The organism is Colwellia sp. Arc7-D (genome assembly GCF_003061515.1).
GTDB lineage: Bacteria > Pseudomonadota > Gammaproteobacteria > Enterobacterales > Alteromonadaceae > Cognaticolwellia.
This window is the reverse complement of sequence record NZ_CP028924.1, coordinates 2,832,326-2,858,972: the sequence shown is the minus strand read 5'-3', so window position 1 is coordinate 2,858,972 and position 26,647 is coordinate 2,832,326. Positions and strand designations below refer to the sequence as shown.

Genomic DNA, 26,647 nt, shown 5'->3' with positions numbered 1-26,647 from the left:
ACACTTTAATATCAGACAGTTAATTTCGTTCTGTTGAACTGATTATGTTGGCGTGTTCGTTGCAATCCTCTTGTTAAGACGAAAGTGTTCGTAATGCGAACACTGTCAAATTTAACGTTCCTGTTGGAGGAAGTATTGATGAATATGCTAAAAAATAATACCAAAAAGTTACTGTTGCCATTAGTTATTGCTGGCTTGTTTACCGGAAATGTTATGGCTGCGGGTCCGTCAGCTGTTGATCTTAGAAGCGCTGGTGCATTCGCTGTGTTGAGTCAATCTGGCATTACCGATGTCTATCGTTCAGCCATTGTTGGCGATGTGGGTACTAGCCCAATCACCGGTGCTGCCTTGTTACTAAGTTGTGATGAAGTGACCGGTGATATATACACGGTTGATGTTGCGGGCCCACTTCCATGTGCAATATACTCTCCTAATCATTTGGACTTGGCTATAGGTGATATGGGCAACGCATATGATGATGCTGCCGGACGAGTATCCCCTAATTTTATTGAGCTTGGCGCGGGTGAAATTGGCGGGTTAACGCTGGAACCAGGCCTTTATAAATGGTCTACCGATGTAACAATTAGCACCGATATTACACTCTCGGGCAGTCCGACTGATGTTTGGATCATGCAAGTTTCTGGTAATTTGAACCAAGCTAATACAACGAGAATTACACTAGCTGGCGGTGCTTTAGCTAAAAATATTTTCTGGCAAGTAGCTGGTTCTACTACTCTTGGTACCAATGCCCATTTTGAAGGTGTTGTTTTGAGTAAAACCTTAATTGCCGTCAATACAGGCACTTCGGTCAATGGTAGATTATTGGCGCAAACGGCAGTAACTTTACAGATGAATACTATTAATCAGCCTGCAAAATAAGCAGGCACTACTATCGCTCGTCAATAGTAATATAATCGCTTGCTTAGTTTTGCGCTAAGACCTTTTTCAAGTTCAAATGGAATGGGTCTTAATCTGTATATACTGACTTCATACTGAACTAAATTTAGTAAAGCATAAAGCTATCATAAAGGAGAATATTAAACTCCTGCTGTTGTCTTTGTAGCTTTCAATCAATTGGTTCGAGAAAGATGACTTAATAGAGGTATAAATCATAGATACGCGTTCTATCCTTGCTTAGCCTTTAAATTTGCTCTTTAGACTCGTGGGCATAAAGCGCTCTAACAAAATACTGCTAGTTTTTTGTAAAATCAATCATTGTAATTAAGTCTTCACAACGGGACTATGTCGAGGAGGTTGTCGACGATGAATAAAGGTATTTATTATTGAGCAGAAGTGCATTTAGGTAAGAGGTGGCTAAGATTATGACATTATGGGTTGGTCAAAAACGGCAGTGATCAATAATGTTATTGATCAATACCATAAACATTTACACTTTTTACATTTATTGCGTTAACTTTTAGGGGCGTCAGTTTTATTTATACTGCTGGCGCTCATTGCATGCAACTCTAATAGTGGTGCGGCATCTATTTCATCCGCATTCATCATTTCTGATAATCGTTCCATTGAAGACAACAATTGAGATTGCTCCCATTGAGCCAAGCTAGAAAATTTTTCTATAAAATGTTCTTGCAAAGCTTGTGGAGCATTAAGTAATAATGCTTTACCGTCATCAGTTAAATATAAACCTACTTTACGTTTATCTTGTGTGTCACGTACTCTTAAAATCAGCTTTTTGTTTTCTAGCCTATCAAGAATATTAGTGACAGTTGCAGGGCTTAAATTAACATTTTTTGCCACTTGGCTTGAATTTATACCTGAGGCTTTGTCAATTTCTAACATAATTAATAATTGCGGGCTGGTTAAGCCTGATGTTTTATTAAGATGTTTTGAATGTAAATCAATCGCGCGAATCACTTTTCTTAAGGCGATTAATAGTTCCTGGTGTTTTTCCATAACAATAGGCTTATATCAGTGAATTGCGGTAGTTTAATCAAAATTATAAGATGCGACTAGGGTATTTGTGTAATTTAGCAGTATTACTTGGTTATTGGCTTTCATGGTAATAATAATTAGATGAATAAAACAGGCTTATGCTTATCCTCTTTATGACAAGATAAGCCATTAATTAATACAGTTTATCTCACTAAAATCCTTTAACATTTATTGATATGATAAATAAAAGCACAACTGACATATAAAAATAATAACAATCACAAGGTAGGTAAATATGAGACTCCCAAAAATAGGGCCAGCATTTTTAGTCACGGCAGCGTTTATTGGTCCAGGTACTATTATTACTGCATCAATGGCAGGTGCAAATTATGGTCTTTCATTAGTGTGGGCTTTATTATTTGCTATGGTTGCGACCCTTGTTCTACAAGAAATGGCGGCAAGACTAGGTATTGTTAGCCAGCAAGGCTTGGGTGAAAACATTCGACATGCCATCAAACAACCATTGATTAAGGCATTGGTGATTATGCTAGTTGTTAGTGCTATTGTCGTCGGTAATGGTGCATATCAAAGTGGTAATATCTCAGGTGCAAGTTTAGGCTTGGTTAGTGTGGTTGAGCAACTAGGTTGGGAGGTATCTTACGTTAATTGGTTATTTCCATTATCGATTGGTGTAATTGCCTTTTTGTTATTGATCACGGGTAGCTACAAAGTTATTGAAAGTGCTTTAGTACTTTTGGTGGGCTTAATGAGTGTGGCGTTTATCGTCACGTTTTTCTTAAGTGACCCACAGTGGCTTGAGTTAGGTAAAGGTTTTATTGCCTTTGACTTACCTACAGGCGCAACCCTCACCGTTATTGCACTTATTGGTACTACAGTCGTCCCCTATAATTTGTTTTTGCATGCTTCCACAGCAAGTAAAAAATGGCATTCAGTAGACGACATTTCAAAGGCTCGACAAGATTTGTTTGTGTCCATTCCACTTGGTGCTCTAATCTCGGTAGCTATTTTATCCACCGCTGCTTCTGCGTTTTTTGGTAAACAAATTAGTTTGCAAAGCGCCGCCGATATTGCGCCTTCTTTACAACCATTGTTTGGTGACGCTGCCAGTATATTTTTAGGCTTTGGACTTTTCGCTGCAGGTATATCATCAGCGATTACAGCGCCTTTAGCTGCGGCTTTTGCATTGAGCGGTATTTTAAATTTAGATAAAAGCTTAAATGGCTTTGGCTTTAGATTAACGTGGATAATTATCTTAATTTTAGGCGTGCTAATCAGTAGTGCTGGCTTTAAACCGGTAACCATCATTTGGTTTGCGCAAATTGCGAATGGCCTGCTTCTACCTTTGATCAGTATATTTTTATTATGGATTGTTAATACTCAAGCGTTAGGGGAGTACCGAAATAATCGCTGGCAAAATATTGCAGCAACAGCGGTTATTTTTATTACTTTGTTATTGGGCGGTCGCAGCTTGATGTCAGCTTTTGGTTTGCTATAACTATAACTATTAAAAAGTATTTAAAAGAGCAAATACATAATGTTTATATTGGCTCTTTTTGAAAATAATAACCTAGCACGAACTTAAGTTTGGTAGCCTACTCACCTTTAGCCATAACCTAGTCATATTTAGCAAAGTAAATTATTTTTCACTGTCAAAAGCGGCTTTCAAGTTATTTGCAAAGGCGATAAATTTTTCTTTAATCGTTCTTTTAATTGAAACACTTAACGAGCCTAATACGACTTTACCTTCAATCGTAATAACCGGCGCTTGCTTATTCGCCATGGAAGGGGCTTTATTTTCAATGCTACTAATAATACCAAAAGATTTACAAACAACATTAATGTTTTCAGGTACATAAACTTTGTTGCTGCCTAAGATGCAGTTTAACTTAATTGTCACATGCTGGTGTTGAAAAATAGCATCGGTAAAGTCGAGTACCGCTTCCCCTAAAATACTATTGATGATGATAGTTTTTGGCACATTCCATTGGCCGCTTCGTTCGACATTACCTAAAATACTATTCAGGTTTAAATTGTCGTCGCTGTCTCCTTTCGTATAACTAGGCGTAAATTGATGCTCTTTATTGTCATTATATTTAGTGTCAGCTTTTAACGTTAAATCAGCAACGAGATCGACAATTTCTTGGTGAGTATCACTACTCATCGCATCATCTAGCCGGCGCTCGAACGCTTCTGCCGAAATAACGCCGTGACTATAGTTAAATATTAACTGATCTATCGTTTCTTCTCGTACTTGTTCAATTGGTCGATCTTCAAGAATTACTGACATGTGCTACTCCGTTATTTATATTTTATTTTCCAAGTATGCCTATGTAATTAATAGTAGCAAAGATAACGCCAAAAATTAAAACATATAAAATACAATTAGTTAATTTAATAGATTTTTTGAGTTACTGTGAAATACACCAATATTTAGTAGAAAAGTTAATAATTTATCAGTTCGATATTATATTTTTTAAGGCTGTGAACCTCTATTTATTATTTAGATTACTTACTTTATATTTACTTAGCGTGCTAACTAATGTTAAAATTTTACATATTAGTTAGCACGCTAAGTAGTTAGAGGTAGTTATGGTTATACCCACACAAGTTCCTTATCACGAATCCCTTGATTTAACATTATGCGGCGATATGGGCCGTGTACATCGTTTATGCCGAGATGTAGTGACAATTGCCGTTGAGCCACTTGGTTTAACGCAATCTCGTTGGACAGCTTTAATACATATTAATATGCTTAACGAAGGTGTTACCCAGCAACAATTAGCCCATAGTTTAGGTATAGAAATGCCTTCACTTACTCGTACAATAAAACAATTAGAAACCCAGTTACTCATCACCCGATGTGTAGATGAGCATGATAAACGCAGCAAAAATATCTACTTTACTGAGCAAGGCCATAAAACTTTACATACACTAAAAGAGAAGATCGCTGAAGTTAAAAAACAGCTTTATCATGGTTTCACCATTTATCAATTAGATTTAATGGCCCAAGGCTTAATAAAAATGGAAACAAACGCTCAAAACTGTATTGAAAATCACCTTAAGAATAAGGCAAATAAATGACACCAGATGAAACGTTTTCGCGTTACGTAAGACTTTCCCTTATCGGATTTGTTTTCGTATTCATTTACTATTTAATCGCTGATATATACTTACCTGTTACGCCGCAAGCACGTGTTTATCATCCTGTAGTGCAAATATCGCCACAAATTAATGGTCGCGTAGTTAAAGTGTTAGTTAGTAATAACCAACAAGTAAAAGCAGGTGATGTATTATTTAGCATAGATCAAGGCCCATATACCCTAGCATTAGAGCAAGCAGAGTTGATGCTTGATGATGCCAAACTTCAAAACAAACGTCTCGATACCAATGTAAAAGCGATTGAGGCAAACATTAGTGCCGCAAAAGCCAAACAGCATGAACAAAAACTGTTAAAAAATAGAGGAGAGCAACTCTATCAAAATAACTCTATATCGGAGCAAGCGCTTGAAAGCATTCGAGCTAACTTTGAGGCAAGTAGAGCCAATGAAGCTGCATTAACTGCGCAATTAGCTGAAGCGGTTTTAGCACGTGGTGAATCAGGTGAGCATAACCTAGCAATACGACATGCTGCTAATAAACTCGCCCAAGCTGAGCTTAACTTGTCTTACACGCAAGTACGCTCGCTGAGTGATGGCGTAGTGACTAATTTACAGCTGCTTGAAGGTGCATATGCTTTAGCTGGTAACCCTTTACTCGCCATTGTGGCAAAAAAGGCCGACTTAGTGGCTGACTTTAGAGAAAAGTCATTACTCAATATGAAACCCGGTAGTTTAGCTAGAGTGGTTTTTGATAGTCGCCCAGGCGAGGTGTATAACGCGAAAATTATGACTTTTGAAGCGGGTGTTAGTAATGGTCAATTAAGTGCGAACGGTATGCTAAGCATAACTGAAACTAGCAACCGTTGGGTACGTGATGCACAACGCCAACGTATTCACCTTAAACTAATAAATGATGAAGAGTTGATCACCAATATGCCAAGTGGCTCGCGCGCAACGGTGCAATTATTACCTGAATCAATTATTGGCCAGTGGTTTGGTGCTGCACAAATTAGATTTATTAGTTGGTTACATTACATATACTAATGGAACATTATGAGTAAAGTTGCTAGCAACTCACCAGAGTTAGATGTTAATGGCTTGCGCCAAGCATTGCGCATTGCAGGAGGCTGCACTCTTGGTTTTGCCTTAAGTAAATTGATGAATTGGCCTAATGGTATATTTTTTACTGTTTATCCTATGCTGTTATTAGGTATGGTGCCAACGCTCAACCGAAGTATTATTCGACAATTCTTTGCTTCTGCCGCGTTTAGTGCCTTTATGGTGTTGATAATACAAGGCTTATTTTCTCATGTACCCGTAGTGATGACGTTATTTGCCTTTAGCGCATTTTGCTTTTTATTTCATAAAATGAGTAATGGCAGTGCATTTTTATTTGGTGCGCTAGGGGTTGTTAGCTTATCGATACAGCTGAATTTCTCTAGTTATATCGATCAAACTAGCAGTATTTATCCTATTCTTTTAAGTAATGGTTTGGCCATTTTTATGACCGTGATTATTGCCGCGGTCATGCATGCTATATTTCCTGATGCTACTGCGAGATTGCCACGCCCCATGCCCGCTAAAGCAAAAGAAAGTATTCGCCATGAAGTTATACTCTGCGCGACTGTCGCTACGCTTTCTTTTGTTGTTTTTCAGGTGTTAGATTTAAAAGATTCTATTTCAGCACAAGCTGCATCGGTACTGATTTTATTTTCACTGTGTTGGAAAGCGGCAGGTATGGCTGGTTGGCAACGGGCTATTGGCACATTAATAGGTTGTAATGCCGCGCTTTTATCGCAATTGTTTTTATATAACCATAGCGATTTTTTATTATTTCCTGTTTTTATTTTATGGATTTTGTCATTTGTATTTTCTCGCTTTCATATTTTGGGAGGTGGTGCACCGGGTATTGGATTTGGCGTGTTAACTACATTTGGGATTCTATTTGGGCAATCTTTAGGGCCAGGGCAAGACTTAATTTATAGTGCGTTATACCGTTTTACATCTGTGTCTGTGGCAATTGTTTTAAGCTTATGTGCGATATATATTATGCACCATTTTCTTAACCGCTTTAGTGTTACTCGCCATCATACTTTCGAGTAAGCTCTTGTCAGGCTCTAAAGCTTTAAAAGCAACAAGTGTTTAAGCTGAGCTTTCTACTAAATAAATGAATAAATAAATAAAGCGTACTCTTATCAAATGAAGGTTGCTGGTGATAAATATCACAACCAAATAACTCAACTATCACTTGATACAAAAAAGCCGTTAAATCATAAGATTTAACGGCTTTTTAATCGTGCTAGTTAAATGTTAAAAGCCACATTGCTTGCCTTGGTTTTTATCTTTCAACCAAGTGTGTAAAGGTGCGAAGTAATCCAAAATGGCAGTTGCATCCATTTGCTCACTACCCGTTAGCACTTTATAGGCTTGCTGCCATGGTTGGCTTGAACCCATTTCAAGTACAGTATTTAGAGCAGCACCGGCATCTTTGTTGTTATAGATAGAACAACGATGGATAGGGTCGGTATTACCTGATATTTCACACAAGGCACGGTGAAATTCAAACTGCTGTATATGGGCTAAGAAGTAGCGTGAATAAGGCACGCCACCAGGAACATGATATTTAGCACCGGGATCAAAGGCATTTGTTTCACGCTCAACTGGTGCTCTAACACCTTGGTATTTTTCACGTAACTCCCACCAAGCTGTATTGTAATTTTCAGGAGTAACTTCACCAGAGTAAACTTTCCAACGCCATTGATCGACCATTAAACCAAAAGGAATAAAGGCGACTTTATCCAATGCCATTTTCATGAGTAAACCAATATCTTTAGACTCATCTGGAATGGTGTTAATTAAGCCAATTTCTTTTAAGTACTTAGGTGTTACCGAAAGGGCTATAGTGTCACCAATGGCTTCATGAAAACCGTCGTTAGCACTGTTTTGATAATAAACTGGTTGGTTTTGGTATGCGCGTTGATAAAAGTTATGTCCTAGCTCGTGATGTATAACTGAGAAATCTTCACCCGTTTTTTGGATACACATTTTAATGCGAATATCGTCTTTAGAATCTAAATCCCATGCTGATGCATGACAAACAACATCTCTGTCGGCAGGTTTAGTAAATAATGAGCGCTGCCAAAATGTTTCTGGTAAGGCTTCAAAGCCAAGCGATGTAAAAAAGCTTTCAGCTCCTTTTACCATTTTAATTTCGTCGTAATTATTTGCGGCGAGTTGTTTGGTAAGATCATAGCCAGGATCGGCATTTTCTGGCGCAACTAAGTCGTAAATATTACCCCATGATTGAGCCCACATATTACCCAGTAAATGCGCAGGAATAGGTTGATCTTGTGGTACTTTATCTTCACCATAAGTTTTGCCTAGCTCTGTGCGCACATAACAATGCAGATCATCATATAAAGGTTTAACTTGTCCCCATAAGCGGTCAAGTTCTGTGGCAAATTCATTTGCTGACATATCGTAATTAGAACGCCACATTGCGCCTAAGTCTTCATAGCCTAAACCTTGTGCACCTTCGTTACCCAATTCTGCTTGTCGAATATAGAGAGGTTTCATGTCAGGACTAATTGTTCGCCAGCCTTGCCACATTTCTAATAACTCATCGTAGTTACGTGACGTTGCCATTGTTGCCGTCATTTGGCCTAAGCTTAACGTTTCACCTGATTCAGCCTTATATTTTCCTTTGCCATACATGCTATTTAGTTCAGCACCAATTTTTGATAAGTCTGCTGATTTTTTAGCATCTTGAGGGGCTGGCATCACTAAACTTTGTTTTAATATATTCAGCTTTCGGCGTTGATCTGTATTGACTTCAACAGCATCAAAGTTAGCCGCTTGCATGGCAAAACGAACACCAGCTTCAGTCGATTTTTGATCGGCAGCGGCGGCTAGCGCAGAAGTATCTTCAGTAATAAAGTTAGCATTGATCCAAGCGGCACGAGCACCCACGGTATTAAGTTGAATTAATTCCTTCTCAGTGGCGGCCAAAAATTTATCCGCATCTTTCATGGTTAACGTTTTGCTAGGTTGGCTAGTGGCTTTAGTGTCAATTTTTACTACTTTCTCGCCATTACAGGCACTTAAGCTAGTGGCAACTATAATCGCTGCTGTGGTTAATTTAAACGTTGGTTTCATAAGTATCCATTTTATTTTTGTTAGCGCTTATTTCGCGATTTAGTCAACTTAATATAAATTCTTGATTAGTGTAGTTTGAGATGAGTATCTTGGCAACAGAATTGCTCTGTTGGTGTTGTGTATAGGGTAAAATCCTGAAGTTACTAAATTTTAGACAAAAAAAAGCTCAGCGAAAGGGATGCTGAGCCATTATATAAATATACTAGGGAAAGTATGAAATTTGCGTTTCACAAAGCTCTTCATGCAACGCCAAAATATAATAGCTATTTTAGGTGTTTTTAACTGTGTTTTTTGTGTAAAACTTTGTAATCATATAACGGCTAAAGCCTTATTTATAAGGTAAGTGGAGTGGGATAACTCAATAAAAGCCAACAAAATAATTTAAACGTTATAAGTAAGGATAATATTGTTATCTATTTTCTAGTTTTGAGCGAGTAATAATTTGTAAACTAACTATTGTTAACATAAACATTTAAGGCTTTTCTTGTCTTTTATTTTATAAGGTTTTTATTCTGAGTTGCGTTATTTTAAACGCTTGTTTAAACTGCTTGTATTAATTTTTTATTAAACCAGAATTACGGCGCTATTTATTTATGAGTACGAAGAATAAAATACTAGATGCAGCAGAAAGCTTGTTTGCAGATAAAGGTTTTAATGGCACCTCTCTGCGTGAAATCACCAGTCAGGCTGAAGTAAATTTAGCCGCAGTTAATTACCACTTTGGTTCGAAAAAGGAATTAATTAAAGCCGTTATGTCACGTTACATGAACGAGTTATCTCCACGGTTAGAGCTAGCCTTAACTGAAGTTTGTGAGCAAGAGTCACCAAGTTTAATTGAAGTGTTTTCTGCTTTTATTGATCCATTATTATCATTAAATGACTTTAAAAATAACGGTACAAGTAATTTTCTCCAGTTACTCGGTCGAGGTTATACCGACAGTCAGGGTTTTTTACGCTGGTTTTTAACTACTCAATACCCCGGTGTAATTGATAATTTTGTCATCGCCGTACAAAAAGCCTACCCAGAACTAAGTGCTGAAGAGATGTTTTGGCGATTGCACTTTACTATGGGGACGGTGGTTTTCACTATGTCATCAAGTGATGCTTTAATCGATATTGCGAAAAGTGATTTCAAACGTGAGCTACAAATATCAGATGTGATCAGAAATGTTATCCCTTATGTAGCTGCTGGTGTTGGTGCTCCCATGCCTAAAAAAATTAACGACTAACCACTTTATTTGAAAACGTAGTGTATTTTCACGCTACGTTCAGGATGTTTTAGGCATATTTTAAAATTACTAAAGGTATAAAAAAACTTAGGTTGATGGTTGATATATTTAACCAAGCAACTTTGTTTATTGATGTTATTTAGGTAGAGTAGCAGCATCTTAACTTTTCAAAGTGTTGTTATGGGTCCAGTCATGCTTGATGTGCAAAGCACATCATTGTCTCAAGAAGATAAAGAAATTATTCAACATCCATTAGTGGGTGGTTTAATATTATTTACGCGCAATTATCAATCCCCTGAACAAATTGCTGATTTAAACCAACAAATTCGTGTTGCCGCCAAAAAGCCCATGTTAATAGCCGTAGATCACGAAGGTGGTCGCGTACAGCGCTTTCGAGATGGTTTTTCGTTGATCCCGGCAATGGGTAAACTGTGGAAAATGTCAGATGCGAATCTTGATTTAGCGAAAGAACTTGCTAAACAAAGTGCGATATTAATGGCATTGGAAGTGCAAGCTGTTGGTATCGATATTAGCTTTGCACCTGTACTAGATATTAATAATATTAGTGACGTTATAGGCGATCGCTCTTTTCATCAACAACCTCAATATGTAACCGAGTTAGCTGAAGCTTTTATTAATGGTTTACATCAAGTTGGTATGAAAGCAACCGGAAAACATTTTCCGGGTCACGGTAGTGTTAAAGCCGATTCACATGTCGATTTACCTATAGACACACGCTCAAAAGCAGAAATATTTCAACAAGACTTAGTGCCTTTTCAGCAACTTATTGCTAAACAAAAAGTTGATGCGCTGATGCCTGCACATGTTATTTTTCCTGATGTTGACAGCCAAGCTGTTGGTTTTTCTCGTTATTGGCTGCAAGACATTCTACGAGAAAAACTTGGCTTTAATGGTGTGATTTTTAGTGATGATTTATCTATGCAAGGCGCTGCAAGTGCAGGTGGATATGTTGAACGCGCTGAAGCAGCACAAGATGCTGGCTGCGATATGTTGTTATTGTGTAACAACCGAGACGGCTGTGTTGATGTACTCGATAATGCCAATATTTCAAACTTATCAATCAGTAGTGAACGACTTAAAACGTTATTGAAAAAAGATAATAATCATTGGTCTTCATTAAAGAGTAATACTTCATGGCAACATGCCAGCCAATACTTGAAAACCTATAAATAACATCGTTTTGCAAATTAATGAATTGGTTTGTTATCAAAAAACAAGTCAAAACCGTAGATATAAATAATAAATAATAAATAATAAATAATAAATAATAAAAAATAGAATAAATTTATGAAAGTAACTCGACAATTATTCATTCCATTGGGGCCTATTTTAGCAATATGTTTCTACTTCTTCTTACAAGCCTTAGGCATGGAGAGCAAAGCATCTGTTGCCGCGGCTATTACCCTGTTAACTGTAATTTGGTGGGTTACAGAAGCACTGCCTATACCCGCAACATCATTAGTGCCATTTGCCTTGTTGCCACTTTTTGGCGTTGTTGATCACAAAACGGTCGCATCTGCTTTAGGAAGCCACGTCATATTGTTGCTTATGGGCGCATTTATGCTCTCAAAAGCTATAGAAAAAAGTGGGGCACATGAACGTTTAGCTGTTTACATGGTGAGAATGGTTGGCGTAAATAGTGGCAGGCGCATGGTGCTAGGGTTTATGGTAGCAAGTGCATTTTTAAGTATGTGGATCTCTAACACCGCAACAACCCTCATTATGTTACCCATAGCTTTGGCTATTCTCAAACATATTGACAATAAGAAGCTTAAAGTGGCTTTAATTCTTGGTATTGCATATGCCGCCAATGTTGGTGGTGTTGGTACACCGATTGGTACACCGCCAAATGTTATTTTTATGGGTATTTACGAGGAACAAACTGGCATTGAGTTTGGCTTTTTAGAGTGGATGAAAATAGGCGTACCTATTGTCGTTCTAGCGGTGCCCATTATGGCTTTTTGGTTAACTAGAAACGTTAAGCTTGAACAAGAGATACATTTACCAGAATTAGGGGCTTGGCGTGTAGAAGAGTCTCGCACATTATGGGTTTTTGGGCTAACAGCACTTGCATGGATAACCCGTTCAGAACCTTTTGGCGGTTGGAGCGGTATTTTCGGCGTTGAAATAGCTGGCGATAGTACCATCGCATTATTTGCCGTTGTATTGATGTTTATCGTACCGAACGGAAAAGGCTCTCGCTTATTGGATTGGGACAGCGCCAAAACTATTCCTTGGGGATGCTATTACTATTTGCTGGTGGTATTGCATTAGCTAAAGGTTTTGTAGCATCTGGATTAAGTGACTTATTGGGTCAGTGGCTTGCTACATTTTCCAATTTACCAGCAATCATTATGATTGTGACTATTTGTTTGGTGGTGACTTATTTAACAGAAATAACCAGTAATACCGCAACGGCAACTTTATTGATGCCAATTTTAGCGGCAGCGGCCATTGCTTCAGGCTACGATCCCAAGGTGTTAATGGTACCTGCAGCAATATGTGCGAGTTGTGCTTTTATGTTACCAGTAGCAACGGCTCCAAATGCTATTGCTTATGGAACGGGTGAAATAGAAATTCAACATATGGTGAAAGAAGGGGCTGTACTGAGCTTTATTATTGCCTGTTTAGTGGGAATTACCTGTTATTTATTACTGCTTTAAAAGCAATGAACTAAGCTGAAATATAAGTGTATAGAGTTTTGCTATGTTAGATAGCTTGGATAAGCTCAAGGGTTAACAGTGACCAATAACATAAGTATTGGTCACTGTTGCTTAATTATTAAAGCCTTTTTTCTTTTAGTAATCTTGTTAACAAAACGATAGTAAAGGCAGTGCTATAAGCTGCAAATATAACCAGCATAACTTGTGGCATACTAAAACCTAAAAAATCCCACTTAATATCACCACAATCACCACTGGCTTCAAATAAAGCCGGTAACCACTGATGCAAAGGCGCCCATGAAGGAAAGTTTGGTACTATTTCACAGCTAAACAAAAATGACATAGTTGAAGATTGCATATCAACATGCTCTAAAGCAATGATAAAGCCCCAAATAGCCGCTGTAGCCCATAAACCGTAAGCGACAATACGCATTACCAAGTGTTGGCAACCGAATGCGCCAATAACACCAGCTAAGAATATTCCCCATACTGCCGTTCGTTGATAAATACACATAATGCAAGGCTCAAGCCCCATAAAATATTGAAAATATAATGCGATGAGTTCAAAACATAATGCGCTAATGGCGAGCAATTGCCATGCTCTTTGGTTTAAAGATAATTGGCTTATAAAATTCACGAAATGGTACCTACGACTGAGTTGTTGTTAATCCACTTTGGATCATGGGTTTAGGAAGTATTAATGCATGCTATCAATAAACAAAAAACGCCACAAGGGCGCTTTTGTTAGATTTTATATCTACTTATGACTAGGGTAACACTTAGTGTCCACCTGGTGCCTTAGTTACTGCTTTGCCATCATGATGTTGTATTAAATCTATCTCATAAAAGTAATCAGTATATTTGCTTAACTGTCCTGTTGAAATAGCCAACAAACCTACAATAGTTAACACTATTGTGTACGGGAAAGCCATGATAACCATACGACCATAAGACAATCTAATTAACGGTGCTAATGCTGAAGTTAATAAGAACAAGAATGCAGCTTGACCATTTGGTGTTGCTACACTTGGTAAGTTAGTACCTGTGTTAATTGCAACGGCTAATAAGTCAAATTGGTCTCGGGTAATTTGCCCAGCAGATAACGCTTTTGTAATTTCTGTAATATAAACTGTACCAACGAAAACGTTATCACTAACCATAGATAATAAGCCGTTTGCTAGATAGAACATAACAAGCTGCATATTACCTTCAAACGTTAACACCCAAGTAATAACTGGTGTAAATAAGCCTTGGTCTACAATCACAGCAACAACAGCGAAAAATACGGCTAATAAAGCAGTGAAAGGCAACGCTTCTTCAAAGGCATGGCCAATTTGATGCTCTTCAGTTACACCGGTAAAAGCGGTTGCTAGAATAATAACAGATAAACCAATAATACCGACCGGCGCTAAATGCATTGCCAGACCAACAATTAACCAAACGGCAATAGCACCTTGGATAACAAGCTTGGCATTATCAAGTGTATTGCGTTTTTCACTTTCGGCAATATCAAACTCATTAAGTACGTTATAAACATTTTCTGGTAAGGCAACACCGTAACCAAACCATTTTACTTTTTCTAATAAGAAACAAGTAAACAAGCCAGCAAAAAATACCGGGATAGTTACTGGTGACATACGAATAGCAAATTCTAGGAATTCCCAACCAGCTTGTTGACCAATAACTAAGTTTTGAGGTTCACCAACGATAGTACATACACCACCTAACGCCGTACCAACACCTGCATGCATCATTAAATTACGTAAGTAGCCGCGAAATTGCTCTAAGTCATCACGTGAATATTCAGCTAATTCGTTGTCACTAGTGTGATCATGTTCAATCAGTACATCTTTACCTGAAGCAACTTTGTGATATACAGAGTAAAAGCCAATAGCAACACTGATGATTACAGCAATTACTGTTAAGGCATCAAGGAAGGCTGATAAAAAAGCGCCTGAGAAACAAAAGAGTAATGAAACCATTACTTTGGATCGGACTTTAGTGACTATTTTAGTAAACAAAAACAGTAATAAACTCTTCATAAAGTAAATGCCGGCAACCATGAAGATTAATAATAATATTACTTCAAAGTTTAAAATCATCTCATGCATTACTTGCCCTGGGCTGGTCATTCCGATAGCAACTGCTTCAATGGCCAACAAACCACCTGGCTGTAATGGGTAACACTTTAATGCCATGGCTAAAGTAAAAATAAATTCAACCACTAAAGCCCAACCGGCAATATAAGGGTCTACAAAGAAAAACAATACGGGGTTAATGACTAAAAATGTAATTATTGCGAGTTTGTACCATTCTGGCGAATTGCCAAGAAAGTTTTTGTAAAACGCATTCATGAATGATTGCTGCATAATGAACCTTTTGAAAAATTAAGAGCTTGGGTTAGTGCGACTGTGCTTTTTATAATTATTTTATATAAATTTAATGCTCTCATGAGTTTAAGCGTAAAATTAACTATTGTAAATATGTGTGATTAACCAGTTTTATTTTGTAATAGCCTAGAGAGTGGCTTTTTAACTGAGGAATATATAATAATGCGATTAAACCTGTCAAAAAAGTCCAAATAACAGTGATTATAGCGATATTGTATCGTTAAATATCTTGATAAAAATTTGTATTAATATAATTAAAACGCTTAATTTAAGCCTTGAAAATAGACAAATGTGCGTTCAAAAAAGCTGAAAGGGTTAATGATTCATAATTAATGAGATCGTTAATTAATTTGGCTAACTTAATATAGTGTCAAAAAAGGCAAATGTTCTGTTTAATATTAGTAGTATAACGGCATTGATAACTAGAACTCAGTAATTCTGATTATTAAAAGAGAGACAGTACTGAGCAATATTTCAGTGCTAAGTACTGTCGATGTAATCGCGAAATTAGTTTCTTCGACTAGATTTAGTTTATTTATCTTCGAATACAACCTGGAAAGCTACATAACATTTCAAAGATTAAGTTAGCTGCTAATAAAGACGTATTGCCGGTTGTATCATAAGGTGGAGAAACTTCTACTAAATCAGCTCCGACCAAATTAGTACCATAAACACCACGAATAATTTCTAATCCTTGTGATGATGTTAATCCGGCAGGCTCTGGTGTACCAGTTCCTGGCGCGAAAGCTGGGTCTAATCCGTCAATATCAAAGGTGAGGTAAGTTGGCGTTTCTTCGCCAATTAACGCTCGAACTTCAGCCATTAAAGGTGTTAATGATTTAAACCAACATTCTTCGGCTTGAACGACACGAACGCCACGATCAACTGCCCATTGAAAATCTTGTGAACTATAGCCAGTTGCTCGTTGGCCGATTTGCACCATTTTTTTCGGGTCAACTAAACCTTCTTCAATAGCGCGTCTAAAAATTGTGCCATGACACTCTTTTTCTCCAAACATGCTGTCATTAATGTCGGCATGAGCATCAATATGGACAAGCGCCATGGTGCCATGCTTTTTATATAACGCACGTAAGATAGGTAAGCTAATGGTGTGATCGCCACCAACAGTAACAGGCTTAATATCTTTGGCCATAATATCGTCGTAGTGCGCTTCAATAATTTTAATCGAATCAGCTAAGTTAAAAGTATTAATTGCGGTATCGCCAATATCGGCCACTTGAAAGCTGTCAAATGGCGCTGCTTTGGTATACATGCCATAAGGTCGCACTAATACTGATTCATTACGCACTGAACGAGGACCGTAACGTGTACCACTGCGGTTACTTGCACCAATATCTAATGGTACACCAACAATGCCGATATCAAGTTCGGCGGCATCATTGCTGTTTAAGTCACAGGCAGGTAAACGAAACATGGTACCTGGGCCGCCAAAACGTGGCATTTCATTGCCACCCATAGGTTGGTTAAATCTAGGCTGGTTAATTGGGGGCTTATTCGCGTTACTCATTTTATTCACCTTCTTCACAAGTATTAGTGGTATATATTATGGCTTTTGTTTCAAGGAATTCTTCAACACCCATAGCGGTGAATTCTCTGCCATTGCCTGATTGTTTGTAGCCGCCAAAGGGGCTGAATAATTAAATTCACCACCATTTATCATGCACTGTCCGGCGCGAATTTTTGTGGCAATTTTAATTGCCGCGTTATCATCTTTGGCAAATACCGCAGAAGACAAACCAAAAGGTGTATCATTAGCAATTTCAATAGCTTCATCCATTGTTTGGTAAGGGATCATACACAAAACAGGACCAAATATTTCTTCTTGAGCTATGCGAATTTTATTATGCACGTTAGCAAAAATTGTTGGCTTAATGTAAAAACCTTTATCTAAACCTTCAGGACGTTCAAGGCCACCGCAGACTAATTTTGCGCCTTCATCAATACCCAATTGAATATAGCTTAGTACGCGATCTTGATGTGCTTTTGAACTTACTGGACCTAAAAAAGCATCTTCTGTCATACCAAGTTTTAATGACTGAGCTATGGTTTGAGCTAATGAAACAGCTTCATCATAAAGCGCTTGTGGTACTAGCATTCTGGCCAGTGTATTGCAGCTTTGGCCACTGTTTAACATTACATCTTCAACGCCATACTTTACCGCATCAGCTAAGTTTGCATCTGGAGTAATAATAAAAGGTGACTTGCCGCCAAGTTCCTGCATTACCCGCTTTACTGTCGGTGCAGCGGCTTGCGCCACTTTAATCCCTGCTCCAGTAGAGCCAGTAAACGAAATCATATCAATATCTGCATGACGACTTAAGGCATCACCAACAACAGGACCTGTGCCTGGCACCAAATTAAATACGCCTGCAGGGGCGTTAAACTCTGCTAATACCGAGGCAATAATTTCGGCCATGATAAAATCTTGTATAGGCGTTTGTTCAGAGGGTTTAACCACCATAGTACAACCTGCAGCAAGCGCAGCGCCAACTTTACCGACAAACTGATGCAAGGGGAAATTCCAAGGGTTTATAAAACCACAAACACCAATTGCCTCTTTAACAATAATGCACTTATCGCCTTGCTCTTGAGTTTCGGTTATCGCAGTGTGATCAGCAAATAATGCCATGGCGTAAATAGCGCCTTCAATTTGCAACCAGCTAGCAATGTGCTCAGGGCAACCCATAGTTTGTGATACCGCCGTTACTAATTCATCTTGACGGCGCTCCATTTCACTGGCTATTTTTTTAATAATATCACTGCGTGTTTTTGATGATGTATTTAACCAAACGGGAAAGGCTTTTTTAGCTGAACTTACCGCTGCATTAACGTGCTCAATATCACCACAAGCCACTTGAGCGATAGCAACTTCAGTGGCAGGGTTTATAACATCGAGGACATTACCATTGGTGTTATTAAGCCATTGACCATCAATATAGTATTTATTTAAATTAAGCATTTAGCTTGAGTCCTTATCTATGTGATTGCACCATAAACCACCCACAGCATCTAGATATTTATTACCATCGGTATCTTCAATATGTATGCCTGATGCTTTTTCGATAGGCAAAGCCCCTTCGGTTTTATAAACATCAAATACAGTCCAAGGGTGCATAAAATGTGCTTTGTCTTTTTGCACAATTTCTTGCGTATAATTTTTACTTGGCATATTTACTTTATCCTCTTGAAGGTTTGGCATTACCGTATAAATATTATAGGAGCGGAGCGAGGGGAGATAAATCCCCTATATAGGGGATTCATTCAGGTGAGTTTAGGTATTATTGTTTAGTAATAGTCATACTTGAATGTAACACCAAATGTTGCCGGTTTTTGACGATACACTGTACGTCCTGCGAAACCAGTAAATGAATAGGTTTCAGCGTCGTTATCTAGTATGTTTCTTGCCCAAAGTGATACTGACCAACCTGCATCATCTGACGTTAAGGAAACTAAACCATTTAAGGTACTGATTGAACCATACTTAGCATTACTATCTGCAAGCTGTGCGTATTGCGAACCAGAGTAGCTATAGCTTGTTTGGAATTTTAAAAACAAGTCATTCTCTAGTGGCATATCATAAGCAACTAAGGCGTTATAACTCCACTCTGGTGCTTGAGATAATGCTGTGTTTTTATTTAATTCGTCGGCAAGTGCATCGACAAAACCAAATCCGTCTTCACTAGCTTGATCATTCACTGAAGGGTCGGTGTTAATGCCACGCAAATCTTCAGTATTTGGCGCTTTAGTTACTTTCGAGTCTAAATAAGCAACCCCTGCCTGAATGGTTAACTCGTCAGTCGGTAACCAACGTAAGTCAAGTTCAAAACCTGAAGTTTGAGATTCAGGAATATTGGCTAGCGTGGTATCAGCAACAGCGAAGCCACTAAAATCACTAAATTCATCAGCGACATAGGTTAATAGTGATTGACGGTTCTCATACTCTAACGCAAAGAGTGCGCCGTTAAGTTGCATACTGCCGTCTAGTAAAGTCCACTTAAAGCCTAGTTCAGAAGAGAGTACATCTTCTGGTTTTACATAACTCCATGCATCAGAGTCTAGTATTGCTCCACCATAGTAAACGCCACTTTTGTAACTTGTTGATACATTACCAAAGACCAATAAATCATCATTTACTTTCCAGTCAAGACCGATTTTACCTGTTACAGCACTCTCATCATTTGTTTCATTTAATGATGTTACAGGGAAGGTATCACCAAAACTTTCATTGGTTGCAGTACCATTAAAGCTTCTTTCATCATACGAATAACGAATACCTGCAATGAATTTCCAATTGTCATTAAGCTGAGTTTCAGTGTGCAAATATAAACCATAAGAATCTGTTTCTTGTACATAATCGGCAATAAATCTATCTAAACCAAAAGCATTAATATCTTCTGGGTATAAAGTGCCGTCAAATGCTGAGTCGGTAACAAAGAAAGAGTCATCAAAGAAGTCATAAGCTTCGACGTTTTCATTGGAAATATTAGCACCCGCTACCCAAGTAAAATCGTCATTATCTGTGCTAATAAAACGTATCTCTTGTGACCATTGCTCTAATTTATCATCTTGCACTAGCGTCATAGTTGAAACAGCACTTCCATCATAATTATCAACAACGGCACGGTCATATTGATCCCATGAGCTAATTGAAATCACGTCAAACTTGTCAAAACTATAATCTAAGGTTAATGCAACGCCAGATCCTGATTCATCACGACTAACGTCAAGTGCGCCAACACTAACGTCGTCAGCAGCGGCAGGAGAATTTAATGCTGCAAAAGAGTCATCACCAAAACTATCTTTAATGCCTTCACTGTCAGGAGTCAAAGGCTTTGATTTATCTTGATTGGCATAAACACGGAATAAGGCAGTGCCACTACTGCCCAATTCAAAGCCAAGTTGACCTCTAACCGCAAACGTATCGATTAAACCAAATTCTTCACCGGTACTATTGTCTGTTTGCCAACCCTCATTAGATTTAGCGTAGTTAAGAGAAAAGCGACCATTAACTGTATCAGTTAACGCACCACCTACAGCGGTTGTAATTTCAAGTGTTTGATAACTACTGTAATCAGCTTCGATAAAAGCTTCAAAATCTTCAGTAGGTTTACGGGTAATAAAGTTAATGGCACCACCTGTTGTATTTTTTCCGTATAAAGTTCCTTGCGGGCCTTTTAATACTTCAACGCGTTCAATATCAAATAGTTGACCGCCTAAATATGCAGGGCTACTAGCAAAAACTTCATCAGTATATACACCAACACCACTTGTATTGTTCGGGCTGAAATCGTCAAGGCCAATACCACGAATGGCAAAAATAGGTGTACTGCCTGACGTTGAGTTAACGGCGACTAGGCCTGGAGTGTGATCACCTAAATCAACAGCACTTTCAATGCCTAACTCTTCAAGCATTTCACCATTAAAAGCGGTGGTTGTAACACCCACTTCATTGATGCTTTGTGTACGTTTTTGCGCTGTTATTTGAATTTTTTCAATTTCAGCACTATTTGCGGCAGGTGCTAATGTGGTAATAATTGCCAGTGCGATGACTGACTTAGAAAAAATATGATGTGTTTTCATCGTCTCACTCCAAGGTATAGTATTTTCTGTAAATTCAGTCGTTAATCATTATTAGTAGCAACTAGGTGATTTTGCTGAATATGTTTTTTATGTTCTTCTTAGACTATTACAGGTTAAGCTATGTTTGTTTATCCCCTAAAAAGGGGAGCACATGTATTGTGTAAACTACGTTATGTTTTTGATTTTAAAATTAGGATAAAAAAGGCTTATATGAATAGTTCGAGTAAGTTAATTAACTGGCATGAGTCATTAGCAATGGTGATAGCTAAAGATTTTAGCTCAGAGGCTATTGCAGAACTGTTAAAAGGTATTGAAAATTTAGTCAATGGTAGTAGTGGCTTAGTGACTATTTTTGAACATTCACAACCCCCACAAACTTCTCACCATCGTTTACTTGCCAATGAAGATCCGCAATACCAAATTGATACTTATGACGCTGGTGCGTATTTGTTAGATCCATTTTACCGTAAAGCCTTAGATGAAAGAGTTGAAGGACCTTTTACCGTAAATTGTGTTGGCCCTGAAGGTTTTGAAGACTCAGAGTATTACGATTTATTTTACAAAAAATTAGGTTTTATTGACGAGATGTGTCTTTTATTTCAGTTTGAAGATAAAGCTATTGTCAGTGTTTCAATGGTTAAGCATGCAGGCGAAAACCCTTTTTCTAAAGCTGATTTGAAACAAGTTGCTATCATTTTTCCTTTGATCAAAAGTATATTGATCCGGTGGCGAAAAAACATTACAAAAACTAAAGCACCCAACTTAGAGTGGCAACTGGACAACGCTTTAGTCAACTTTGGTAATTCACTATTAACGCCAAGAGAAAGTAAAATACTTCATCTTGTTTTGCATGGTTATTCTATTAAACACATAGCTGAAAAGTTAACTAATAGTGTTGAAACAATAAAGCACCATCGTAAAAAAATATATAATAAACTTGATGTTAGCTCACAATCTGAGTTGTTTTATTTATTTATAGCGTCATTGAAAGCCATGCCTGAAGGCGCGATAGTTGACCCCTTAACTTTTTTGAAATAATCGTTTTACCAGTAAGCTTCACCTTATGAGGGGATATTTAAATTACTCATTTTTTGAAATAGTTGTTTCATACTTAATGTAATCCATTTGAACGAGTAACGACCCATGACAACTAATTTGCATGCTAAACAGGCACTATTAAAAACAAAGTTTTTCCCTTATTGGTTAGATAATGAAGCTGCACCTGAGCCAGAGCCTGTGTTAGAGGCGAATATAAAGTGTGACTTACTTATTGTTGGTGCTGGTTTTACAGGATTATGGGCTGCTATTCACGCCAAAGAAGCAAACCCAGAACGTGATGTTGTTATTATTGAAGCCCAATCTATTGCTATTGGCGCTTCAGGTCGCCCTGCAGCGATACTTTCTACCTCAGTAATGCATGGTTTAGCAAATGCCAACCGCTTATTTCCTGAAGACATGGATGAGCTTGAGCGCCTAGGTAAAGAGAACATGGATTGCTTTCAAGCGACCATTGAACGTTACAATATTGATTGCGATATTGAGTGGGGCGGTGAATTAACGGTCGCCATTGGTGATGATGGTTTACCCGATATTGTGAGTGAACATAAGCTGTATACAAAATATGGCCATGACGCGCATTTATTGGATAAAGAAGCTACTCAAAAAGAGATCAACTCACCTTTATTTCATGGTGGTTTATGGTCAAAAAAACGTAGCGGAACAGTACACCCAGCCAAGCTTGCATGGGGATTGAAGAAAGCTGCAATGAAGTTAGGGGTTAGAGTCTTTGAAAACACCCCACTAGAGTCGTCAACCCATCTTAAACCAGGTGTGCTAGTGGTTACTCCACAAGGCAGTATTAAAGCTAATAAAGTATTACTTGCTACAAATGCTTTCGCCGCGGGTAGTAAAAAAATTACCCGAAGAGTGTCAGCAATTCGTGATCGTATTGTGGTTAGTGAGCCGTTAACCGCTGCTCAAATGAAAGAAATTGGCTGGCAGAATCGTCAAGGTGTATACGATACACGAACGCAATTAAACTATATGCGTTTAACGGCTGATAATAGAATATTATTTGGTGGACGTTTAGGTTATTTCTTTAACAATAATACCGATCCAAAAGCAGATAAAACTGCCGATAATTTCTACCCATTGGTTGAAAACTTTTATAAGACTTTTCCGTATCTAACAGGCATTAAATTTTCTCATGCTTGGAGTGGTCCTATCGCTTTAACTACCCGAATGGCAGTGCATTACCAGCATTATTATCAAGGTGATATGATTTATGCCGGTGGTTATTCTGGCTTTGGTGTTACCGCTACGCGCTTTGGTGCGCGAGTAGGATTAGGGGTTTTAGATCAAAGCGGTATACCTGAAGTTAAACTTAAGTTTGCTACTACATTACCTGGGTATATTCCACCAGAGCCATTTCGCTGGATTGGTGCAAAAATAACGATGTATGCCTTAGATACGCTTGACGAAAAAGGTGGCTGGCGTAAACCATGGATAAGCCTAGTTGAAAAAATGGGCTTTCCAGTCACGCAGAATGAACAATAAACATGTACCTAGCTAGTCTAAATCATTTAAAGGAAGCTGTTCTTATCATACTCTGCTAGACACAGATTGAGTTACAGGGTAGGTTCAGTAGGTGGTTGTTTTTAAGTTTTTTTTACAAAAAAATAAGTTGGTTTTGCTAAGTAATCAAAAAATGGTGTTCTATACAAGTCACTCAAAAGGGTAAATAACAGTTAGTTGTTTACTCCTTCGTTACTTATTTTAACCAACGATTATTAACCTTTTAATATGACGTTAGATATCAAATCAATCACTGGAGGATTTATGACAAAATTGGAATTTGCGGACAAATTGGAAACATACTATAAAAGCAAACGATGAATAAGTGGTTATTTTTTATTTTGGGAGTAGTTTTTATTACTTTTGTTTTTATGCCTAGCATTATATTGTCTATTGATGAAAACATGTTTGGATTCACTTCAACAACTCTAGCTATTTTCGGTGGGCTTCTCTTAGGTAAAGCGTGGGATATTAAAAGGGGTACAGAAGAACACGAGCTTTTAGTTAATGCATTAGACTTACTTTCTGATAATAAGGATACTTAAATAGGGTTTTTAAGTCGAACTCTTAACAGTTTGCTCGGTTCCACTTCATTGCACATTATAGCAAGCTATTAATCGTCGCTTAAAACGGCGTTATGTTTTTGTAGAAGCTTGTAGTTCCAAAATCTGTACTTTTATTTTTTCAGCTTCAGCAGTGATCATTGCGTAAGATTTCATATCACCTTTACGCTGGGCATACATAGCTTCTTCAAGTTTACTTTCATAAAGTTTGTCCAACTTTTTAATTGAGCCTTTCTAAATATATGAAAACATATTCATTAACTTTTAATTTAATATCTAAGTTTATAGGTTACGTTACGTAATGTGTTTTGGTATAAATAAATACTAAATAAAATGAGCAAGCTAAATGAAAAAAATCACAGCGTTAATATTTACCGTTTTACTCTCCTCCTGCACATATAAACCTTATGCTCAGACTAACGCTCCTTTTGATGGTGTTAAATTTGATAACATTGAGCCTTTTGAAGATAAAAGTATATTTGATCTACTCAGTTGGAAAATGGGGAGCATGAGTGAATCTACTCCTTGGCCAGATGAAATTGACTCCAAGCAGTTTAAACCTGCTAGCCAAAGATCAGTAGAGCCAATTATTACTGTCATCAACCATGCATCAGTTCTTATTCAGGTTGATAATTTAAACATATTAACAGATCCTCATTATTCACTCAGAGCTTCACCTGTTCAATTTGCTGGACCCAAGAGAGTCATTAAACCTGGTATTGCCTTTGATGATCTGCCTTCAATAGATATCGTTCTTATATCTCATAATCATTATGATCACTTAGATCTTGATACGCTCAAGCGCTTAAAAGATAGAGATGCTCCCAAAGTCGTTGCAGGGTTAAAAACGAAGTCATTTTTAGAAGATAACGGAATTAAAGCCGCTATTGATCTGGATTGGTGGCAAAGCATAACAGCTAATAAAACTAAAATTACTTTTGTTCCCTCACAGCACTGGTCGGCCAGAGGCATATTCGATAAAAGAGAAATGCTTTGGGGTGGGTTCTATATTGAAAATTCTTATAAGATCTACTTTGCTGGGGACACAGGATACGGGAAATTCTTTAAAGGAATTAAAGAGAAGCTCGGTGCGCCCGATCTTTCTTTAATTCCAATTGGAGCTTATGAGCCTAGATGGTTCATGAAAGACGCTCATCTTAACCCAAAGGATGCTCTGCAAGCATTTAAAGACCTAGAGAGTAAAAAGATGATCGGAATCCACTTTGGGACTTTTAAGTTAACCGATGAGGGATATAATGATCCTATAGAAACTCTTAATGAAGAAATTAAGTCATTAAACATGGATCCTCTAAAAGTAATTATTCCTATTTTTGGAAAGGCGTATTCAATTTAGTTTGTATTATAGTTAGCTGATTATTGATAGCACTTATGTATTTTGAGGTTAACAAACATACAAGTTATTAAAGCAGGACAAAAAAAGTTGGCTTATGCTTATTCGTCGCTTATTTTAGCTAACTATTATTTGCCTCTTAAGGAGGCGTTATATTGCCAAGGATGCTCATGAAAAATATTAATGTCTTTGTTATAATTTTACTTTTTTCATCGTTTGTTAATGCAAATGATGAGTGCATTCCTAAAATACAAATTCAAGAAATGCTCACTTCAGGAGCTTTTGATTCAATATTTAAAACCAGAGTTACTCTTGAAGAGCAACTTAGTAACTTGGAAATGATTAACCTTATCAGATCTACTTTAGACTCAAACGATGAAGGTCAACTTTCAGCCTTAATCCTTATCGATCAAAAAACTAACATGGAATTAGAACAGATTGCTTTTGCAGTCACTTTGCAAGAGAATCAAGAATTATTTTTGTCTAAAAAGAAGCGTATTTTACTTGTTACTTCAGCTATAAGAGGCTTAAGAGAAGATTCTAAATCAAAAGTTGTTGTTGATGAAACGCCATTAAATAACCTTGAAAGCCTGTTCGGTGAGTAAGGCCATATAACAAACTGTTCAAGCAGGACAAGTAACTGTTGGCTTATGCTCCTGCGTCGCTATTATAGCCAACAATTTTTTGCTCTTTATTAGGTCGTTAGGGAGATTAAATTGTATCGGATACTTATTCTAATTTTTGTTGCATTATTAAGTGGGTGTACATCTTCAGATTATGGAACATCATCATTTACTGGCTCAAAGCCAATGTATGATCGTTTTGAAAAAATTAGTGATAATACTTATTACATTGAAATATCAGGAAATGGATTTTCAAATTACGAAATGCTTGAAAAATATTTTCTAATTAGAGCAGAACTACTTTGTAAATCAGAATTCACTCATAACTTTAAGCGTACCACTCAGTGGCCAGGTGGGCGCTTACCTGATGTTAATTTAGATTGTGACAAAAAGTGGTGCAGTGGTGACTGGGCAAACTTTCCATTAGTACATGGTAGCGTGGAGTGTACATCTTCTTAACAATGC

The 26,647-nt window shown here is 37.6% G+C and carries 22 protein-coding genes and 3 pseudogenes; 14 read left to right on the top strand and 11 right to left on the bottom strand.

Annotation, left to right across the window (positions count from 1 at the left end):
- Nucleotides 1-138: 138 nt before the first annotated feature.
- A complete protein-coding gene (locus DBO93_RS12480; protein WP_108456639.1) occupies nucleotides 139-879 on the top strand; it encodes an ice-binding family protein in 741 nt (246 codons plus the stop codon).
- A gap of 531 nt (nucleotides 880-1,410) precedes the next feature.
- Here the strand turns inward: DBO93_RS12480 and DBO93_RS12475 are convergent.
- Nucleotides 1,411-1,914 (bottom strand): MarR family transcriptional regulator, encoded by a 504-nt coding sequence (locus DBO93_RS12475; protein ID WP_108456638.1) that lies wholly within the window; start codon nucleotides 1,912-1,914, stop codon nucleotides 1,411-1,413.
- Between the two features lie 274 nt (nucleotides 1,915-2,188).
- Between DBO93_RS12475 and DBO93_RS12470 the strand changes: the two genes are divergently transcribed.
- Nucleotides 2,189-3,409 (top strand): Nramp family divalent metal transporter, encoded by a 1,221-nt coding sequence (locus tag DBO93_RS12470; protein WP_108456637.1) that lies wholly within the window; start codon nucleotides 2,189-2,191, stop codon nucleotides 3,407-3,409.
- A 141-nt stretch (nucleotides 3,410-3,550) separates the two neighbouring features.
- Here DBO93_RS12470 and DBO93_RS12465 read toward each other — a convergent pair whose 3' ends face one another.
- On the bottom strand, nucleotides 3,551-4,201 hold the full coding sequence (locus tag DBO93_RS12465; protein WP_108456636.1) for a LiaF domain-containing protein: 651 nt from the start codon (nucleotides 4,199-4,201) through the stop codon (nucleotides 3,551-3,553).
- A 308-nt stretch (nucleotides 4,202-4,509) separates the two neighbouring features.
- On the opposite strand from DBO93_RS12465, the gene DBO93_RS12460 reads away from it, so the two are divergent.
- From DBO93_RS12460 to DBO93_RS12450, 3 genes are read left to right on the top strand one after another with little or no spacing between them, the layout of a single operon-like run.
- A complete protein-coding gene (locus DBO93_RS12460; protein WP_108457834.1) occupies nucleotides 4,510-4,995 on the top strand; it encodes a MarR family transcriptional regulator in 486 nt (161 codons plus the stop codon).
- Nucleotides 4,992-6,056 carry an HlyD family secretion protein gene (locus DBO93_RS12455; protein WP_108456635.1) on the top strand — a complete coding sequence of 355 codons (1,065 nt, stop codon included), beginning with the start codon at nucleotides 4,992-4,994 and terminating at the stop codon, nucleotides 6,054-6,056. The genes DBO93_RS12460 and DBO93_RS12455 overlap by 4 nt, the downstream gene beginning before the upstream one ends.
- Before the next feature lie 9 nt (nucleotides 6,057-6,065).
- Complete coding sequence (locus tag DBO93_RS12450) at nucleotides 6,066-7,115, top strand: DUF2955 domain-containing protein (RefSeq protein ID WP_108456634.1); 1,050 nt, start codon at nucleotides 6,066-6,068, stop codon at nucleotides 7,113-7,115.
- A 207-nt stretch (nucleotides 7,116-7,322) separates the two neighbouring features.
- Here DBO93_RS12450 and DBO93_RS12445 read toward each other — a convergent pair whose 3' ends face one another.
- Entirely contained in the window at nucleotides 7,323-9,167 is a 1,845-nt protein-coding gene (locus tag DBO93_RS12445; protein WP_108456633.1) for a M2 family metallopeptidase, read from the bottom strand.
- A gap of 593 nt (nucleotides 9,168-9,760) precedes the next feature.
- Between DBO93_RS12445 and DBO93_RS12440 the strand changes: the two genes are divergently transcribed.
- The 3 genes and pseudogenes from DBO93_RS12440 to DBO93_RS12430 all read left to right on the top strand — a co-directional run bounded on the left by DBO93_RS12440 (nucleotide 9,761) and on the right by DBO93_RS12430 (nucleotide 13,080).
- On the top strand, nucleotides 9,761-10,396 hold the full coding sequence (locus DBO93_RS12440; protein WP_108456632.1) for a TetR/AcrR family transcriptional regulator: 636 nt from the start codon (nucleotides 9,761-9,763) through the stop codon (nucleotides 10,394-10,396).
- A 180-nt stretch (nucleotides 10,397-10,576) separates the two neighbouring features.
- Entirely contained in the window at nucleotides 10,577-11,590 is a 1,014-nt protein-coding gene (nagZ, locus tag DBO93_RS12435) for a beta-N-acetylhexosaminidase (RefSeq protein WP_108456631.1), read from the top strand.
- 114 nt (nucleotides 11,591-11,704) lie between these two features.
- Nucleotides 11,705-13,080 (top strand): annotated as a pseudogene (locus tag DBO93_RS12430) (SLC13 family permease).
- Between the two features lie 118 nt (nucleotides 13,081-13,198).
- Here DBO93_RS12430 and dsbB read toward each other — a convergent pair.
- From dsbB to DBO93_RS12400, 7 genes and pseudogenes are all read right to left on the bottom strand, one after another.
- Nucleotides 13,199-13,717, bottom strand: a complete 519-nt coding sequence (gene dsbB / locus DBO93_RS12425; RefSeq protein ID WP_108456630.1) for a disulfide bond formation protein DsbB — start codon at nucleotides 13,715-13,717, stop codon at nucleotides 13,199-13,201.
- A 142-nt stretch (nucleotides 13,718-13,859) separates the two neighbouring features.
- Nucleotides 13,860-15,449 carry a sodium/proton antiporter NhaB gene (nhaB, locus tag DBO93_RS12420; protein WP_108456629.1) on the bottom strand — a complete coding sequence of 530 codons (1,590 nt, stop codon included), beginning with the start codon at nucleotides 15,447-15,449 and terminating at the stop codon, nucleotides 13,860-13,862.
- A gap of 556 nt (nucleotides 15,450-16,005) precedes the next feature.
- Nucleotides 16,006-16,998 carry an agmatinase gene (gene speB, locus DBO93_RS12415; RefSeq protein ID WP_108456628.1) on the bottom strand — a complete coding sequence of 331 codons (993 nt, stop codon included), beginning with the start codon at nucleotides 16,996-16,998 and terminating at the stop codon, nucleotides 16,006-16,008.
- 1 nt (nucleotide 16,999) lies between these two features.
- A pseudogene (locus DBO93_RS19115) lies at nucleotides 17,000-17,080 on the bottom strand (hypothetical protein); the annotation flags it as partial.
- Nucleotides 17,081-17,196: 116 nt separating this feature from the next.
- Nucleotides 17,197-18,450, bottom strand: a pseudogene (locus tag DBO93_RS12410) (aldehyde dehydrogenase family protein); the annotation flags it as partial.
- Complete coding sequence (locus DBO93_RS12405) at nucleotides 18,451-18,660, bottom strand: hypothetical protein (RefSeq protein WP_108456627.1); 210 nt, start codon at nucleotides 18,658-18,660, stop codon at nucleotides 18,451-18,453.
- Between the two features lie 116 nt (nucleotides 18,661-18,776).
- On the bottom strand, nucleotides 18,777-21,071 hold the full coding sequence (locus DBO93_RS12400; protein ID WP_108456626.1) for a TonB-dependent receptor: 2,295 nt from the start codon (nucleotides 21,069-21,071) through the stop codon (nucleotides 18,777-18,779).
- A gap of 210 nt (nucleotides 21,072-21,281) precedes the next feature.
- On the opposite strand from DBO93_RS12400, the gene DBO93_RS12395 reads away from it, so the two are divergent.
- The 3 genes from DBO93_RS12395 to DBO93_RS12385 all read left to right on the top strand — a co-directional run bounded on the left by DBO93_RS12395 (nucleotide 21,282) and on the right by DBO93_RS12385 (nucleotide 24,190).
- The gene (locus tag DBO93_RS12395) at nucleotides 21,282-22,109 is read left to right on the top strand and encodes a helix-turn-helix transcriptional regulator (protein WP_162533784.1); all 828 of its coding nucleotides are present in this window, start codon (nucleotides 21,282-21,284) and stop codon (nucleotides 22,107-22,109) included.
- Nucleotides 22,110-22,214: 105 nt separating this feature from the next.
- Nucleotides 22,215-23,627 (top strand): FAD-dependent oxidoreductase, encoded by a 1,413-nt coding sequence (locus DBO93_RS12390; RefSeq protein ID WP_108456624.1) that lies wholly within the window; start codon nucleotides 22,215-22,217, stop codon nucleotides 23,625-23,627.
- Nucleotides 23,628-23,962: 335 nt separating this feature from the next.
- Nucleotides 23,963-24,190, top strand: coding sequence for a hypothetical protein (locus DBO93_RS12385; protein ID WP_108456623.1), 228 nt, complete (start codon nucleotides 23,963-23,965; stop codon nucleotides 24,188-24,190).
- Nucleotides 24,191-24,280: 90 nt separating this feature from the next.
- Here the strand turns inward: DBO93_RS12385 and DBO93_RS12380 are convergent, their stop codons facing one another.
- Nucleotides 24,281-24,433 carry a DUF6435 family protein gene (locus tag DBO93_RS12380; protein ID WP_239059206.1) on the bottom strand — a complete coding sequence of 51 codons (153 nt, stop codon included), beginning with the start codon at nucleotides 24,431-24,433 and terminating at the stop codon, nucleotides 24,281-24,283.
- 121 nt (nucleotides 24,434-24,554) lie between these two features.
- On the opposite strand from DBO93_RS12380, the gene DBO93_RS12375 reads away from it, so the two are divergent.
- The 3 genes from DBO93_RS12375 (at nucleotide 24,555) to DBO93_RS12365 (ending at nucleotide 26,641) form a co-directional block, all read left to right on the top strand.
- On the top strand, nucleotides 24,555-25,562 hold the full coding sequence (locus tag DBO93_RS12375; protein ID WP_108456622.1) for an MBL fold metallo-hydrolase: 1,008 nt from the start codon (nucleotides 24,555-24,557) through the stop codon (nucleotides 25,560-25,562).
- Between the two features lie 167 nt (nucleotides 25,563-25,729).
- Nucleotides 25,730-26,164, top strand: a complete 435-nt coding sequence (locus DBO93_RS12370; RefSeq protein WP_108456621.1) for a hypothetical protein — start codon at nucleotides 25,730-25,732, stop codon at nucleotides 26,162-26,164.
- A gap of 111 nt (nucleotides 26,165-26,275) precedes the next feature.
- Nucleotides 26,276-26,641 carry a hypothetical protein gene (locus tag DBO93_RS12365; RefSeq protein WP_162533783.1) on the top strand — a complete coding sequence of 122 codons (366 nt, stop codon included), beginning with the start codon at nucleotides 26,276-26,278 and terminating at the stop codon, nucleotides 26,639-26,641.
- Nucleotides 26,642-26,647 lie beyond the last annotated feature (6 nt).